General features: G+C 71.5%; 15 protein-coding genes and 2 tRNA genes. 14 read left to right on the top strand and 3 right to left on the bottom strand.

Going from position 1 to position 15,072, the window contains the following annotated elements; translation table 11 throughout:
- Positions 1 to 46 precede the first annotated feature (46 nt).
- Both rfbC and ACIO3P_RS04140 read right to left on the bottom strand, forming a co-directional pair.
- Complete coding sequence (rfbC, locus tag ACIO3P_RS04145; protein WP_329827129.1) at positions 47 to 646, bottom strand: dTDP-4-dehydrorhamnose 3,5-epimerase; 600 nt, start codon at positions 644 to 646, stop codon at positions 47 to 49.
- 96 nt (positions 647 to 742) lie between these two features.
- On the bottom strand, positions 743 to 2,785 hold the full coding sequence (locus ACIO3P_RS04140; RefSeq protein ID WP_329827130.1) for a glycosyltransferase family 2 protein: 2,043 nt from the start codon (positions 2,783 to 2,785) through the stop codon (positions 743 to 745).
- A gap of 447 nt (positions 2,786 to 3,232) precedes the next feature.
- Between ACIO3P_RS04140 and proB the strand changes: the two genes are divergently transcribed.
- From proB to ACIO3P_RS04115, 5 genes are all read left to right on the top strand, one after another.
- The gene (gene proB, locus ACIO3P_RS04135; RefSeq protein WP_401850726.1) at positions 3,233 to 4,381 is read left to right on the top strand and encodes a glutamate 5-kinase; all 1,149 of its coding nucleotides are present in this window, start codon (positions 3,233 to 3,235) and stop codon (positions 4,379 to 4,381) included.
- A gap of 144 nt (positions 4,382 to 4,525) precedes the next feature.
- Positions 4,526 to 5,080, top strand: coding sequence for a hypothetical protein (locus tag ACIO3P_RS04130; RefSeq protein WP_329827132.1), 555 nt, complete (start codon positions 4,526 to 4,528; stop codon positions 5,078 to 5,080).
- Positions 5,081 to 5,205: 125 nt separating this feature from the next.
- The gene (locus tag ACIO3P_RS04125) at positions 5,206 to 6,489 is read left to right on the top strand and encodes a glutamate-5-semialdehyde dehydrogenase (protein ID WP_401788792.1); all 1,284 of its coding nucleotides are present in this window, start codon (positions 5,206 to 5,208) and stop codon (positions 6,487 to 6,489) included.
- Between the two features lie 95 nt (positions 6,490 to 6,584).
- Positions 6,585 to 7,172, top strand: coding sequence for a hypothetical protein (locus ACIO3P_RS04120; protein ID WP_329827134.1), 588 nt, complete (start codon positions 6,585 to 6,587; stop codon positions 7,170 to 7,172).
- 188 nt (positions 7,173 to 7,360) lie between these two features.
- Positions 7,361 to 8,473, top strand: a complete 1,113-nt coding sequence (locus ACIO3P_RS04115; protein WP_329827135.1) for a hypothetical protein — start codon at positions 7,361 to 7,363, stop codon at positions 8,471 to 8,473.
- Between the two features lie 16 nt (positions 8,474 to 8,489).
- On the opposite strand, the gene ACIO3P_RS04110 is transcribed toward ACIO3P_RS04115, so the two are convergent.
- Positions 8,490 to 9,626 (bottom strand): M48 family metallopeptidase, encoded by a 1,137-nt coding sequence (locus tag ACIO3P_RS04110; protein ID WP_401850722.1) that lies wholly within the window; start codon positions 9,624 to 9,626, stop codon positions 8,490 to 8,492.
- Between the two features lie 158 nt (positions 9,627 to 9,784).
- Here ACIO3P_RS04110 and ACIO3P_RS04105 point away from each other — a divergent pair, with 158 nt between their 5' ends.
- From ACIO3P_RS04105 to ACIO3P_RS04065, 9 genes are all read left to right on the top strand, one after another.
- Positions 9,785 to 9,937 carry a hypothetical protein gene (locus ACIO3P_RS04105; protein WP_401788780.1) on the top strand — a complete coding sequence of 51 codons (153 nt, stop codon included), beginning with the start codon at positions 9,785 to 9,787 and terminating at the stop codon, positions 9,935 to 9,937.
- A 116-nt stretch (positions 9,938 to 10,053) separates the two neighbouring features.
- Positions 10,054 to 10,215: a hypothetical protein gene (locus ACIO3P_RS04100; RefSeq protein ID WP_329827138.1), complete on the top strand. Its 162-nt coding sequence runs from the start codon at positions 10,054 to 10,056 to the stop codon at positions 10,213 to 10,215.
- Positions 10,216 to 10,253: 38 nt separating this feature from the next.
- Positions 10,254 to 10,925, top strand: coding sequence for a nicotinate-nucleotide adenylyltransferase (gene nadD / locus ACIO3P_RS04095; RefSeq protein WP_401788775.1), 672 nt, complete (start codon positions 10,254 to 10,256; stop codon positions 10,923 to 10,925).
- Positions 10,926 to 10,944: 19 nt separating this feature from the next.
- Positions 10,945 to 12,768, top strand: a complete 1,824-nt coding sequence (locus tag ACIO3P_RS04090) for an LCP family protein (RefSeq protein ID WP_401850720.1) — start codon at positions 10,945 to 10,947, stop codon at positions 12,766 to 12,768.
- A gap of 118 nt (positions 12,769 to 12,886) precedes the next feature.
- A complete protein-coding gene (rsfS, locus tag ACIO3P_RS04085; protein ID WP_329827140.1) occupies positions 12,887 to 13,339 on the top strand; it encodes a ribosome silencing factor in 453 nt (150 codons plus the stop codon).
- Positions 13,336 to 13,989: a histidine phosphatase family protein gene (locus ACIO3P_RS04080; protein WP_329827434.1), complete on the top strand. Its 654-nt coding sequence runs from the start codon at positions 13,336 to 13,338 to the stop codon at positions 13,987 to 13,989. Before rsfS ends, ACIO3P_RS04080 begins: the two co-directional genes overlap by 4 nt.
- Before the next feature lie 181 nt (positions 13,990 to 14,170).
- Positions 14,171 to 14,243, top strand: a tRNA-Ala gene (locus ACIO3P_RS04075).
- A gap of 272 nt (positions 14,244 to 14,515) precedes the next feature.
- Positions 14,516 to 14,749 carry a hypothetical protein gene (locus ACIO3P_RS04070; protein WP_329827141.1) on the top strand — a complete coding sequence of 78 codons (234 nt, stop codon included), beginning with the start codon at positions 14,516 to 14,518 and terminating at the stop codon, positions 14,747 to 14,749.
- 150 nt (positions 14,750 to 14,899) lie between these two features.
- Positions 14,900 to 14,972 (top strand) — tRNA-Ala (locus ACIO3P_RS04065).
- Positions 14,973 to 15,072 lie beyond the last annotated feature (100 nt).

Here is a 15,072-nt window from a genome sequence, read left to right as displayed (position 1 = left end):
ATCGCTCCGGCCCTTCCTTCATGTACGCCCCTCAGAGGGCGCCCCGTCAGGCGCGCGCGGCCAGCTCCGCGTAGTACGCCCGGCACTCCTCGTACGACGGCAGCAGGCCCTGGGCCTCCGCCTCGGCGAGGGTCGGGGCCGCCGCGTCCTTGTCGGAGAGCAGCGGTGTGATGGACTCGGGCCACTCGATGCCGAGCGCCGGGTCCAGCGGGTTCAGCCCGTGCTCACGGCCCGGGGCGTACCCCTCCGAGCACAGGTAGACCACCGTGGCGTCGTCGGTCAGCGCCATGAAGGCGTGCCCCAGACCCTCGGAGAGATAGACCGAGTGGTGGTCCACGTCGTCCAGCCGGACGGCCTCCCACGTGCGGTACGTCGGGGAGCCCACCCGGATGTCCACGATCACGTCGAGGACCGCGCCGCGCACGCACTTCACGTACTTGGCCTGGCTGGGCGGCACATCGGCGAAGTGGATGCCCCGCAGCGTGCCCCGGCTGGAGACCGAGCAGTTGGCCTGCGCGAGGTTCAGCGAGTGGCCGGCCGCCTCGGCGAAGTCGGGGGCCTTGAACCACTCGTGGAAGCTGCCACGGCTGTCCGGGAAGACCTTCGGTTCATGCACCCAGGCGCCTTCGACGGAGAGCTGCCGCATGTGATCACGTCCTTGCTGTTCTGTTCGGAGTTCCGAGCGTCGGAGTTCCGGAGGCCGGAGTCCGTCGGGGGTACGGAGCGGGGAGGGGGAGGCCCGTCAGATGCGGGCCGCGAGGCGGCGCACCTTCTTGCGCGCCGCGGCGGGCAGCCTGCGGACGATCGGGCCGCCGGCCGAGCGCAGCACCTTCCGCAGCGTCGCCCTGCGGCGCTTCACCGCCACCACGCGCACCAGGAGCGGGTCGACCTCACCGAGACCGCTCTGGTCGAGCCGGATGCGGCCGCCCGCCGCCACCGGCACCTCGCAGATGTCCAGTTCGGGGCCCTTGGGGCCGTCGAGCTTGACCGAAAGACGCGCCTGCCCCTCGGCCAGACCGGCCACCTTGCCGGGCACCTCCAGATGGGCCCTGCCGTGGTCGGGGCGGAGCGTCGCCGGGTGCGTGCGCTTCGTACCGTCCGCGGACGTCAGCACCAGCTCGACGGCGAGGGAGGCGGACTTCGTACCGGTGAAGATCTCGAAGCGCAGCTCGGAGTGGGAGCCGGGCATCCGCAGCGGGGGCCGCTCCGCGAGATACGTCGCCATCTTCTTGGCGCGGCCCGCGACATCGAGCGTGAGGTTGCCGTGCGGGTCGGTGAAGTACGGGATGACCGGCCGCGCGGGCGAACCGAGCACCGCCGGGAGGCACTTGGCGTCCACACCGGGGGCGCGGTCGGCGCCGAGCCGGGCCTTGCGGACGATGCCGAGGCCGCGCAGCGGGACCCAGATGTCCCAGAAGCCCCTGGAGACCCGGCCGCGCCCCTTGACCGCCTCGCTGGTGACCGTACCGGTGCCGTGCAGCACGACCTCGTACGTCTCCTCGGCGTCCGCGGCGGCGCCGGCCGGCGGCGCGACCTTCTCGATCTTCGAGGTGAAGTCGGCGGGGCAGGGCCACTCGACGGCGGTCTCCCGGTTGCGCAGGGAGAGCTCGCCCTTGTACGTGTCCATGTCGTCGGTGACGTCCAGGAGTTCGCCCTCGGGCAGCAGCCCCTCGGTGATCTCCGGGTGGACGAAGTACCGCTTGTCGCGGCGGACCAGGCGCAGCGGCTGCTGGTCCTCGCCGTGCACGAGGCGGCCGGTCACGGAGAGCGCGACCCGGCCGTCCGGCTGCCAGTCGAACTCCTCCAGGCGCGCCGTGGCCTTCACCGACTTGGCGAACCGGGCGAGCTTCACCAGCCCCTGGCGGTCGTCGGAACGCAGCAGGGTGGAGCGGAGCCGGACCAGCGCGCCGAGCCCGTCGTGCACACCGTCGTTGATGAAGTCCTTGACGAGCGGCTGGATCGCGTCGACCATCTCGTCCAGGTACGCGGGCTCGTACTTGAGGACCGAGGGCTCGCTCAGCCGGCCGAGCATCTCGACCCGGTAGAAGCGGCGCAGCAGCCGGTCCCGGAACTCGCCCGGCTCGGTGTTGTCGACGACGACGTCGAGCACCTCGCGGAGGTTGCCGTAGTAGCCGGACGGCACGAGCTTGGCGGAGCCGGCGTTCTGGCCGTCGTCCCGCTTCGAGTAGTAGTAGCAGGTGTAGGTCCCCAGGATCGACACGACCTTGGCGGGGAAGTACGTCTGCATCATGTAGAGCTGGTCCTCAAGGCGCCGCTTGCCCTCGGGGTACGCGATGTTGTTCTCGCGCAGGAACTCCGTACGGAACATCTTGTGCGGGGTGAGGCTGTCGTACAGCGGCGCGTTGGTGAGGTCGCACTTCTCGCGGTTCGACTTGAACACGCCGTGCGGGACGCCGCGGAAGTTCGAGGCGACCTTGCCGATCACGATGTCCGAGCCGTTGCGGTGGCCCATCTCGTAGAGCCGTCGCAGCGCGTCCGAGGCCATGTGGTCGTCCTGGTCGACGAACTGGACGTACTCGCCCTTCGCCTCCGCCACACCGATGTTTCTGGGCTTCCCCGGCCACCCCGAGTTCGGAATGTGGATCACCCGGAAGTGCGGGTGCTCGGCGGACAGCTTGTCGAGCCGCGCGGGGGTGTCGTCCGTCGAGCCGTCGTTGACGAAGAGCACCTCGAAGTCCGCCGCCGGCAGCGTCTGGGCCAGCAGTGAATCGATGCACGGATCGATGTACTTACCCGGGTTGTACACCGGAATGACGACGCTCACTTTTACTGGCATTACTTGAAGGCCCATCTGTGTTGTCGGTGCACGGGGTGGTGTGCGAGTGGGGGGGGAGGCGCGGCCAGCGGCGGAGGGTGCGGGCGCCGGGCTGCCAGCTTATCTCCGCGGGGGCTCACGATGTTTCCCGACCGTTCTTACACCTGACAGACTGCTGTCAGGTGTCTCCGGTTGCACCGGCGGCGCGGATTGACGCCGTGTTTCCCGGTCACCGGGCGGGATCGCCGCCGCCTCTCCCGTGCTCGTCCGCGGGCCGTGGCCCCTCGCCTCCCGGCGTCGCGGCCCGCGCACCTCCGGGTGTCCCGGCCCCCACCTCCGGGTGTCCCAGCCCCTGAAATGATCCGCCACCCCGGACGGCCCGCGCGTAGGCTGACCGGCGGGGACACACACCGGTGGCGGGACCGGAGCCCGGTGGCGAGAGCAGAGGCAGAGCGCGTGGCAGCGGCACGGCAGCAAGTGGTGGCACGGCAGGACGCGGTCGCGCGGGCCCGCAGAATCGTCGTCAAGGTCGGCTCCTCCTCACTCACCACCGCCGCGGGCGGGCTCGACGCCGACCGGGTCGACGCCCTGGCCGACGTGCTCGCCGCCGTACGCACCACCGGCGACCGGGAGGTCGTGCTCGTCTCCAGCGGCGCCATCGCCGCCGGGCTCGCCCCGCTCGGACTCGACCGCCGCCCCCGGGACCTGGCCCGCCAGCAGGCCGCAGCCAGCGTCGGCCAGGGGCTGCTCGTCGCCCGCTACACCGCCTCCTTCGCCCGCTACGGCGTACGCGTCGGCCAGGTGCTCCTCACCACGGACGACACCAGCAGGCGGGCCTCCTACCGCAACGCGTACCGCACCCTCGACCAGCTCCTCGGCATGGGCGCGCTCCCCGTCGTCAACGAGAACGACACCGTCGCCACCGACGAGATCCGCTTCGGCGACAACGACCGGCTGGCCGCGCTCGTCGCCCATCTCGTACGGGCCGACCTGCTCGTCCTGCTCTCCGACGTCGACGGTCTGTACGACGGTGACCCCAGCAGGCCCGGCACCTCCCGGATCGCCGAGGTGCGCGGCCCCGCCGATCTGGCGGGCGTCACCATCGGCAGCACGGGCCGGGCCGGGGTCGGCACCGGCGGCATGGTCACCAAGGTCGAGGCCGCCAGGATCGCCGCAGCGGCCGGCATCCCCGTCGTCCTGACCTCCGCCAGCCGCGCCGCCGACGCGCTCGCGGGGCGCGACACCGGCACGTACTTCCACCGCACGGGACGCCGCTCAGCCGACCGGCTCCTGTGGCTCGCGCACGCCTCCACCCCGCGGGGCGCCCTCACCCTGGACGACGGTGCGGTACGGGCCGTCGTCGAGCGCCGCACCTCGCTCCTGCCGGCCGGGATCGCCGCCGTCGAGGGCGAGTTCGGCGCGGGCGACCCGGTGGAGCTGCGGGACACCGAGGGCCGCGCGGTCGCCCGCGGGCTGGTCAACTTCGACGCCAAGGAGATCCCCCAGCTCCTCGGCCGCTCCACCCGCGAGCTGGCCCGCGAGCTGGGTCCCGCCTACGAGCGCGAGGTCGTACACCGGGACGATTTGGTCATCCTGCATCCCTGACCCGCCCCTGAAACGGCTGAAACTCCGGCCTTTGAACTGGGACCTTTACCAAAACCGCCCCATCTTCCGCCCGGGACTGGTCAACTTTGTCCCAGGGGTTCGAGCGGGTTACAGCACGACGACGCAGCAAACAGGAGGCCGCTGGTGAGACGAGCGCGCCCGGGGTCGGTGCCCCGAGGGACCGGGGGAAGCGCCCACGCCCGGAGGGCCACAGGCGGGCAACGAGCCCTGATCAGCGTCGAGGTGGGGGATCCCACCGATGACACCGCCGCCGGCGCCGACGGTACGGCGGACAGCTCCGGCGCAGCCGGGGAGCGGCGCCAGGGGGACACCGCGGCGACGGCCGACGCGCGCCAGGTCTCCAAGCTCTGGCACATCACCCTCAGCGTCTCGGGCCCCGAGAGCCCGCTGACGGAGGTCAGGCGCGGCCTGGAACAGCTCGCGCACGACCATCCCTTCCTGCTGACGAGCAGGTACGCCACCGACCACGCGGAGATCCGCTACTGGGAGGAGGCCAGGGACCTGCACGACGCCGCCGCGGTGGCGCTGCGGCTCTGGGGCGAGCACCGGTCGAGCGCCCAGCTCCCGCCATGGGTGATCGTCGGGCTGGAGGTCATCGACCGGGAGACGTACCACCAGCGCATCGCGGAGGGGTACGGTCCGCCGCCGGCGGCACCGGTGGGCGTCCATCCGTTCTGAGACCCGGGCCGTTCTGAGGTCCGGCCGTCCCGAGACCCGGCCGTCCCGTGGCCCGGGGCCCGTGGGGCGTCTCGCAGTGCGGAATACGTGCGGAACGCCCGCAGGGCGCGCACTACCCTGCGGGCATGACCTCGCTCTCGCCGTACGACAATCTCTCCCCGGTCGTCAGGGCCGCCTACCGGTCCCGCTCCGCCGCCGCCGACCTCGCGCCACTGCCGCGCGCGGCCAAGGACGACGCGCTGCTGGCGATCGCGGACGCCCTGGAGGTCCGTACGCACGAGATCGTCACGGCCAACGCCGAGGACGTCGCGCGCGCCAGGGAAGCCGGCACCGCCGAGTCGGTCATCGACCGGCTGACGCTGACCCCGGAGCGGATGCGGGCCATCGCCGCCGACGTACGGGACGTGGCCGCGCTGCCCGACCCGGTCGGCGAGGTCGTCCGCGGCTCGACCCTCCCCAACGGCATCGACCTGCGCCAGGTACGGGTCCCGCTCGGCGTCGTCGGGATCATCTACGAGGCGCGCCCCAACGTCACCGTGGACGCCGCCGCGCTCTGCCTGAAGTCGGGCAACGCCGTGCTGCTGCGGGGCTCCTCCTCGGCGCTCTCCTCCAACACCGCGCTCGTACGGGTGCTGCGCGACGCCGTGGGCGGCGCCGGGCTGCCCGCCGACGCCGTACAGCTCGTGCCCGGCGAGGGCCGCGACGCCGTACAGGAGCTGATGCGGGCGCGCGGCCTGGTCGACGTGCTGATCCCGCGCGGCGGCGCCTCCCTGATCCGTACGGTCGTCGAGGGCTCCACCGTCCCCGTCATCGAGACCGGCACCGGCAACTGCCATGTGTACGTGGACGCCGACACCGATCTCGACATGGCCGTCTCCATCCTCATCAACTCCAAGGCGAGCCGCCCCAGCGTCTGCAACGCCGCCGAGACCCTCCTCGTCCACCAGGACGTCGCCGCCGCCTTCCTGCCGCGCGCGCTGGACGCGCTGGCCGAGGCGGGGGTCACCGTCCACGCCGACGAGCGGGTCCGGGCGTACGCGGCCGGGACGAAGGCCACGGTCGTGGCGGCCACCGAGGACGACTGGGAGACCGAGTACCTCTCGTACGACATCGCCGCCGCGGTGGTGGACTCGCTGGACGCGGCCGTCGGCCACATCCGGCTCTGGTCCTCGGGCCACACGGAGGCGATCGTCACCACCTCGCAGGCCGCCGCCCGCAGGTTCACCCAGTTGGTCGATTCGACGACGGTCGCCGTGAACGCGTCCACGCGGTTCACGGACGGAGGCCAGTTCGGCTTCGGCGCCGAGATCGGGATCTCCACGCAGAAGCTGCACGCGCGCGGGCCGATGGGGCTGCCGGAGCTGACCTCCACGAAGTACATCGTGACCGGGGACGGACACACCCGGTGAGTACCGGAACGGCGCGGTCGGCGTGTGACGAATACGAAGCGGGATAGTTCGGACTCCGCCTGCCCAAAACCACGTCCCAGGTCTACTCTGAAGAGGTGCCGGACGACGTGGGGGGCAGGCCGTTCCCGGACGGCTGGGAGCCCGACGACGACCGCGGAGGCGCGGATCAGGACTTCGCCTCCGTGGTGTTCGACGAGGACTTCGTCAAGGCCGCCACCATCCATGAACCCTCCGCCGTCGAGCGGCTGCTCTCGGCCGCCCAGGCCCGTGCCGAGGCCGAGGCGGCCCGCGCGCGCTCCGGCGGGGGAGCGGACGGGGACGAGCTGTACGAGGAGCTGTACGGCCGGGACGGCGCGTACGGCCCCGACCCCGGCTACGGGGAGCACGACCCGGACGACCCCGACGCGTACGCGGGCCCGTACGGCCGCTACGGCGGCACCCTGCGGCCCTACCGGGGCACCGCGCGCTGGCACCGGCCCGTCGCCTGGCTGCTCGCCCTGCTGATGGGCATCGGGATGGTCGCCCTCGCCTTCACGGCCGTCTACCGGGGCGCCTCCAGCAGCCGCGACGACCAGGTGCCGCAGCCCGCCAGGACCGGGATCGACAACCCGGGGGCGATCGGGCCCTCGGCCGCCGCGACCCGGAGCGCGCCGGAGGTCTCCGCGGTGCCGCGCACGCCGTGAGAGGGACCTCGCGCACGCCGTGAGAGGGACGCCGCGTACGCCGTGACGGGTGCGCCGCGAGGCTGTGACGGGGCGCCGCGGACTTCGCGGGAGGGCCTGTCACTACCCGAACGGCCGAACGGGTGTCATGCGGAACTTGACGGTCGGCCCCGCGTTTACGTTCGCCTCCGCAGACCTACCCTCAAGGTATGGCAGGGCGTGGAGACCCACCCGAGGGAGAGCATCCTGAGGGGCTCCCCGGAGGCGAGGACGACGAGTACCGCTCGGTCGTCTTCGACGAGTCGTTCATCCGGGCGGCCCGGCTCCAGGAGTACTCCGCGCGGGAGCGCATGGGCGATCACGCCCACGCCGTCCGCAGGCTGCCGCCGGGACCGCCGCCCGCCCCCCGGCGCCGGCGGAGGTTCAGGAACGGCCCGCGCCAGTTCCTGCTGCTCCTGCTGATCCTCGGGGTGGCCTTCGGCACCGCGATCTATCTGGGGCTGCGCAACCCGTACCGCCCGCCCGCCCTCCGCGCCGTCGAGCCGGCCCGCACCTCCGTGATCCCGCTCGCCCCCCAGGGGCCCGTACCGGGCGGCGCGCCCGCCGACCTCCTCGCCCGCAGCCCCGCCGCGCAGTTCCGTTCCGGCGCGGCGGGGATCACCCTGCCGGCCGCCCGGACGGCCGGGGACTTCGCGGAGGGCCAGGTGATGGCCGCGCTGAGCATCGTCAAGGACTATCTCGTGGCGTCCTCGCTCGACCCCGACGTCCTCGCGGGGCGCTCCCTGCGACCCGTACGGGTACTCCTCGACCCCGAGCAACTCACCCAGTTCGACCGCAGCTTCACCGACCCGGCCGACGACGGGCGCCACGACCCGATCGGCTGGCTGGTCCGCTTCGACCCGGCGAAGGTGGCGCGCGCCGACGACCAGGTACGCGTCCACGGCACGCTGCGGTACGAGGAGACGGACCCCGGGACGCTGGAGGTCAGCACCGACCATGTCTTCGTCTACCCGCTGCGGCCCGCCGCCTCGGTCGGCCACCCCGTACGGGACGCCTCGCTGTTCACCGTCCGGCGTGAGATGCGCTTCCGCTTCGGCGTGGAGGACCTGCCCAGGCATCAGGCGCAGGTGGTGACCAGTGAGGTGCAGGCCGGGCCCCAGTCCTGCTCGGCCGAGCCGCCGCGGACGCTGCGCCCGCTGCTCGCGGGCGAGCGCGCCCGGCCGCACGATCCGGCCGCGACCGATCCGTACGCGACGGGCCCGGCGCATCCGGCGCTCTGCGGCGCGCTCTCCCGCGCGGCGGAGCCGAGCCCGTCACCCTGACGGAGGTGGTCCCGGGTCAGTCCTTGACCGGCCCCTTGCCGCTGCCGCTGCCGCTGCCGCTGCCGTCGTCGTCGCCGTCCGTGGACGCGCCGCCGTTGCCGTTGCCGCCGCTGTTGCCGCCGCCCGTGAACCGGTCGCGCAGCTTGCCGCCCAGGTCGCCCGCACCGCCCGCGATGTCGCCCACCAGCTTCATCAGCGGGTCCTTGCTGTTGCGGACCGTGTCCGCGTAGTGCGAGGCGGAGTCCCGGAACGAGTCCGTGACCGAGGTGTCCTTGTCCTCCTCGCGGCGCGGGTAGTGACCGTCCATGATCCGCTGGTAGTCCCGGCTCTCGGACCACTTCTTCAGCTCGGCGGCCCGCACCGTCGTGAAGGGATGCGTACGCGGGAGCACGTTGAGGATCTTGAGGACGGAGTCCCGCAGGTCGCCGCCCTCCTCGTACTCCTTGGCCTGCTCCAGGAACGCGTCCACGTTCATCTCGTGCAGGTGGTTGCCACCGGCGATCTTCATCAGACCGCGCATCGACGCCCGCGTGTCCTGGCCGACCAGCAGCCCGGCCCGGTCCGCCGACAGCTCCGACTTGCGGAACCACTCCCGCAGCGCCGTCACGATCGCCATGATCGCGACATTGCCCAGCGGGATCCAGGCGACCTTGACGGCGAGGCTCGTGAGGAAGAGCAGTATCGTGCGGTAGACGGCGTGTCCGGAGAGGGCATGGCCCACCTCGTGGCCCACGACCGCCCGCATCTCCTCCTCGTCCAGCAGCTCCACCAGCCCGGTGGTGACCACGATGATCGGCTCGTCCAGACCGATGCACATCGCGTTGGGCCGCGGGTCCTGCGTCACGTACATCGCGGGGACCTTCTCCAGGTCCAGGATGTAACAGGCGTCCCGCAGCATGGTGTGCAGATGGGCGAACTGGGCGTCGCCCACCCGCACCGAGTCGGAGAGGAAGAGCAGCCTCAGGCTGCGCTCCGGCAGCAGCGCGCTGAGCGCCTTGAACACCGTGTCGAAACCGCTGAGCTTGCGCAGGGCGACCAGCGCCGAGCGGTCCGCGGGGTGTTCGTACGCCCGGGAGGAGATTCCCGGGAAGCGTTTACGCTGCCGGCTCGGCACATTCTCGCTGCCCGTCGCCTCGTTGCGGTCTTCGGTCATGGATATCCCCTGTTCGTACGAGTCCAGAATCCAAGGCTCGTCCCCCCTGACGGCCCCCAGCCTAGGTGCTGGGTCTACCGTGTGGCGGGGGCCTGTGGACGGGGTTCCGGGGCAGTGCCCGGATCTCAGCCGGAAAGAGACCGAGGAGCACCACCGTCATGCCGGAAACCGCCGCCCTGCTCGCCGCCGTCCCCGATCAGCAGGGAGCGGGCAACACGCTGCGGATCGTGTTGGTCGTTCTGCTCGTGGGAGCAGCCCTGCTCGCCTGGTTCCTGCTGCGCGGATACCGCGACAACGACCACAACGACTGAGTCGGCGTGAGCGTGCCCGAGGGGCCCGCATACGATGTGGGCGAAGTCTCCGCAGACCTCAGGAGAGTCCAGCTCTCCGGAGAATCCAGACCCCCGAGGAAAAGGGCCCGTAGAAGATGAGCCTCACCGGCACCGCCGCCCACCTGGTCATGCTCGCCGAGGGCGCCGAAAAGGGCGGCAACCACGAAAGCCTGAATCCGGTTCTCGTCGGCGGCGGCGCCCTCTTCGCGCTGCTTCTGCTGCTGTGGATCACCACGCGCTTCAACCGCGACCGCTGACACCGGGCCGTACGCCAGTGCCAGTAGGCTCTGGGCGTATGGGAGACCAGCAAGCGTCGAGCGGTCGCGGACCAGCAGGGCCGGGCGGACCGGAGCAGGGGCCCGGCCCCGGATCCGAGGGCGGCAGGCGCCGACTCGGCGTCATGGGCGGCACCTTCGACCCGATTCACCACGGACACCTCGTGGCGGCCAGCGAGGTGGCCTCGCTGTTCCATCTCGACGAGGTGGTGTTCGTACCGACCGGTGAACCGTGGCAGAAGAGCCAGCGCGCGGTGTCACCGGCCGAGGACCGCTATCTGATGACGGTCATCGCGACCGCCTCCAACCCGCAGTTCTCGGTCAGCCGGATCGACATCGACCGCGGCGGGGCCACGTACACGATCGACACGCTGCGGGATCTGCGGTCCCTCAACGACGACGCCGACCTCTTCTTCATCACGGGCGCCGACGCCCTCTCGCAGATCCTGAGCTGGCGGGACCACGAGGAGCTGTTCTCCCTCGCCCATTTCATCGGGGTCACCCGGCCGGGCCATGATCTGACGGACGACGGACTGCCCAAGGGCGGGGTCTCCTTGGTGGAGGTTCCCGCGTTGGCCATCTCGTCGACCGACTGCCGTGGGAGGGTCGCGAAGGGCGATCCCGTCTGGTACCTGGTGCCGGACGGTGTCGTGCGCTACATCGACAAGCGGCAGTTGTACCGCGGCGCCTGAGCCACTGAGAGGGGCACCGGTGAACGACCAGCAGCAGCCGTACGACCCGTACGGCCCCTACTACACGCAGCCCCAGATCGTCGGTTACGACGAGTACGGGCAGCCGGTGTACCAGCAGTCCCCGCAGCAGCAGTACGACGCCTACGGGCAGCCCGTGCCGCAGCAACAGCAGACACAGCAGCAACAGGGGTACGGCTACGACCCGTACGCCCAGCAGCAGGCGCAACAGCAGGCGCAGCAGCAACAGATCCCGCAGCAGTACGACCCGTACGCGCAGCAGGTGCCGCAGCAGCAGGCGCAGCAGCAACAGGCGTACGGCTATGACCCGTACGGGTACGACACCGGCCAGCAGCAGGCCCAGCAGCAGGCCCAGCAGCCCCAGCAGGCACCGGGGCAACAGCAGCAGGCCGTGCCGGAGGCCCTGGTCGCCGTCGACCGGCCGCCGGCCGCGCGGACACCGGAGCCCGCACCCGCCCCGGCACCCGCATCCGCACCCGCCGAGCCCGCGCGCGGTGCCGAGCCCGAGCAGCCCGCCGTACCGGGGCAGGCCGCCGTACCGGGGCAGCGGCGTCCCGACGGTGAGGAACGCGACTACAAGACCGAGCAGTTCGCGTTCATAGAGGAGCCCACCGAGGACTCCGAGGACGTCATCGACTGGCTCAAGTTCACCGAGAGCCGCTCCGAGCGGCGCGAGGAGGCCAAGCGCCGCGGACGCAGCCGTGTGGTGGCCCTCGTCGTCGCCCTCGCGCTGGCGGTCACCGGCGGCGTCGGCTACCTCTGGTACGCGGGCGAGCTGCCCGGTATGTCCTCGTCGGACGCGCCGCAGACCACCGCCTCGGGGACACAGAAGCGCGATGTGATCGTCGTACACCTGCGCAGCACCAAGCAGAAGGACACCTCCACGGCGCTGCTGGTCAACAACTCCACGACGGGCCAGGGCACCACCGTCCTGCTCCCCAACGTCCTCGCCATCGCGGGCGACGAGGGAGCCTCGACCACCCTCGGCAAGTCCGTCGACGAGGACGGCTCGGACGGCACCCGCGAGGGCATCGGCACCCTTCTCGGCACCAAGATCGCCGGCACCTGGCGGCTCGACACGCCCTATCTGGAGAACCTGGTCGAACTGGTCGGCGGTATCGAGGTGACCACCGACGTCGAGGTGCCCGCCGCCAAGAAGGGCGACGACCCGCTGGTGCCGAAGGGCGAGAAGGAGACCCTCAACGGACGGGCGGCCGTCGGCTACGCCACCTACCGCGCCCCCGGCGAGGAGGAGGCCAAGCAGCTCACGCGCTTCGGCCAGGTGCTCCAGGGCGTCCTGCGGAAGATCTCGGACGACCCGGGGGCCGCCACCGTCACCGTCGAGACCCTCGCGCAGATCCTGGACCCGTCGCTCACCGAGAAGGACCTGGGCGCGGCCCTGGCCAAGCTCGCCGAGCACGCCAAGGTGGGCGACTACAAGACGACGGTCCTGCCCGTCCAGACGAATGGCACGCTCAGCGAGGAGTCGACGGAGAGCGTGGTGAAGGACATCCTGGGCGGTTCGGTGACCGCGCCCGAGCAGGGCGACGCCGTACGCGTCGGCGTGAAGAACGCGAGCGGGAACCAGGACGCTGCGGAGTCCGCCAGGATCGCGCTGGTCAACGGCGGCTACAGCTTCGTGGACGCCGGTACGGCCGACGCCGTGACCTCCTCGCGTGTCACCTACGGTGACGCGGCCAAGAAGGAACAGGCGGAGGAGACGGCCAAGACGCTGGGGCTGCCGGCGAGCGCGGTCGAGAAGGGCAAGGCGGCGGCGAACGCCGATGTCTCCGTCGTCCTCGGACAGGACTACAAGGTCGACTAGGGGTCGTCCGGTCAGGTGTCTCCCGGGTGCCGGTCCGCGCCCGGGAGAACGGCTGTGCCGGCTGTCGGTGGTCCGTGAGATCCTGGGCATCTCCACGACCCCCGACGAAAGCCTGCCAGTGACCGCTACTGATCGTTCCATCGAGCTCGTCAACGCCGCCGCCCAGGCGGCCGCGGACCGGCTCGCGCACGACATCATCGCGTACGACGTGAGCGATGTGCTGTCCATCACCGATGCCTTCCTGCTCGCCTCGGCGCCCAACGACCGCCAGGTGAAGTCGATCGTCGACGAGATCGAGGAGCGCCTGCAGAAGGAGCTGGGCGCCAAGCCGGTGCGCCGCGAGGGCGACCGTGACGCCCGCTGGATCCTGCTCGACTACGTCGACATCGTCATCCACGTCCAGCACAGCGAGGAGCGCGTCTTCTACGCGCTGGAGCGGCTCTGGAAGGACTGCCCCGAGCTGGAGCTGCCCGAGGACGCCGTCAAGACGCGCGGCAAGGGCAAGGAGCACGCGGAGACGGCGGGCGAGCACACCGGGATCGCCGGTGACCCGGACGGTGAGCTGAGCTGAACGGCGCGAAGGGCGGCCGCGGCCGCCGTATCGTCCTGTGGCGCCACGGCCAGACGGCCTGGAACCTGGAACGCCGCTTCCAGGGCTCCACGGACATCGAGCTGACCGAGGAGGGCGTCGGACAGGCCCGCAGGGCCGCCCGGCTGCTCGCCTCCCTCAAGCCGGCCGCGATCATCGCCTCCGACCTGCGGCGGGCCGCTGCCACGGCCCGTGAGCTGACCGCCGTCACCGGCCTCGACGTCGCGCACGACGCCGGGCTCCGCGAGACGTACGCGGGCGCCTGGCAGGGTCTGACCCACGAGGAGATCGTGGGGCGGTTCGGCGACCAGTACGCGGCCTGGAAGCGCGGCGAGCCCGTGCGGCGCGGCGGCGGCGAGCTGGAGACCGAGGTCGCGGACCGCGCGGCGCCCGTGGTGCTCCGCCATGCCGAGAAGCTGCCCGACGGGGGCACGCTGGTCGTGGTCAGCCACGGCGGGACGATCCGTACCACCATCGGCCGGCTGCTGGGCCTGGAGTCGCACCACTGGGAAGGGCTCGGCGGGCTCTCCAACTGCTGCTGGTCCGTCCTCGGCGAGGGCGCGCGCGGCTGGCGGCTCCTGGAGCACAACGCGGGCACCCTCCCGGAGCCGGTCCTCGGTGACGACGACTGAGCGTCCGGGGTCCGAGTGCCCGGCGGCCGCGCGCCCGGGGGCCGGGCGTCCAGGGGCCGGGCGTCCGGGGTCCGGCCGGCTGACGCCCGGCCGTTCGCCGGGGCGGCCACCGGATTTCGCTTTCCGGCAGGTCGCAGGCTAAAGTTCTTCTTGTTCGCAGCGCGCGGCGCGGGGAACACGAGGGGCTATAGCTCAGTTGGTAGAGCGCCTGCATGGCATGCAGGAGGTCAGGAGTTCAATTCTCCTTAGCTCCACAATCACCGTCACGAACCGGATCCCGTCCCCTGCTGGGGGGCGGGATTTCTGCTGTACGGACGCTGTTTCAGGCTGACCAGCAGTCCTCGGCATGGCAGAATCGGACGACCGGATGGGGGCCAGGGACCGGACCGGGAGGGAGAGCGCGATGTCCGCCAGCAGTGTCGGCTGTCCCTCGGGCGACTCGTCCCCTCCGGCTCACGCGCTCGACGGCCACCGCGGACATTCCTACGTGTGCACGGCCTGCTGTGGCCACATCTGGAGCTGATTGATGGGCGCGCACAGGCGTAAGTGCGACTGGTGCGGCAGCGGTACGCCGATCGTTCGGGACATGGACCCGCTCAACCCCGAGTACCAGTACTGGTGCGAGGAGTGCGCGCGGGCCCTGATCATAAAAGGCGACCCCATCGAGACGTACCGCGAGTTGGAGGGCGAGCCGATCTACGGCCGTCTCCTGGAGGAGCACTGCACGCTCAAGCGGTTCTACTCCTTCGCGACCGCCTGACCGACGTCCGGCCGAGGTCCGATCGGCGCCTGACCGACCTCCGGCCGGGGCCGGGTCGGCCCCCCGCGGAATCGATTTGGTGGTGGGGCACAGGGACCGTTAATGTTGGCCATGCCGCCGAGGGGGAAACCCCGGGGCGGTGGAACGCAAGGGGCTATAGCTCAGTTGGTAGAGCGCCTGCATGGCATGCAGGAGGTCAGGAGTTCAATTCTCCTTAGCTCCACAGCAAGCAGTGAAGATCACGAGAAGCGGGGGGGGCGGGGCGGCCCCCCCCCCGGGGGGGGGCGGGGGGGCCCCCCGGCCCCGGCCCCGGGTGCCGCCGG

This window comes from Streptomyces sp. NPDC087310 (genome assembly GCF_044744405.1).
Classification (GTDB): Bacteria; Actinomycetota; Actinomycetes; order Streptomycetales; family Streptomycetaceae; genus Streptomyces.
This window is presented reverse-complemented; position numbering and strand designations above follow the sequence as displayed.

Excerpts from the sequence above, each read along its gene's own strand:
- rfbC (WP_329827129.1), bottom strand. The coding sequence starts at position 646 with ATGCGGCAGCTCTCCGTCGAAGGCGCCTGGGTGCATGAACCGAAGGTC.
- ACIO3P_RS04125 (WP_401788792.1), top strand. The coding sequence starts at position 5,206 with ATGACCTCGCTCTCGCCGTACGACAATCTCTCCCCGGTCGTCAGGGCC.
- ACIO3P_RS04115 (WP_329827135.1), top strand. The coding sequence starts at position 7,361 with ATGGCAGGGCGTGGAGACCCACCCGAGGGAGAGCATCCTGAGGGGCTC.
- ACIO3P_RS04110 (WP_401850722.1), bottom strand. The coding sequence starts at position 9,626 with ATGACCGAAGACCGCAACGAGGCGACGGGCAGCGAGAATGTGCCGAGC.
- ACIO3P_RS04105 (WP_401788780.1), top strand. The coding sequence starts at position 9,785 with ATGCCGGAAACCGCCGCCCTGCTCGCCGCCGTCCCCGATCAGCAGGGA.
- ACIO3P_RS04100 (WP_329827138.1), top strand. The coding sequence starts at position 10,054 with ATGAGCCTCACCGGCACCGCCGCCCACCTGGTCATGCTCGCCGAGGGC.
- nadD (WP_401788775.1), top strand. The coding sequence starts at position 10,254 with ATGGGAGACCAGCAAGCGTCGAGCGGTCGCGGACCAGCAGGGCCGGGC.
- ACIO3P_RS04070 (WP_329827141.1), top strand. The coding sequence starts at position 14,516 with ATGGGCGCGCACAGGCGTAAGTGCGACTGGTGCGGCAGCGGTACGCCG.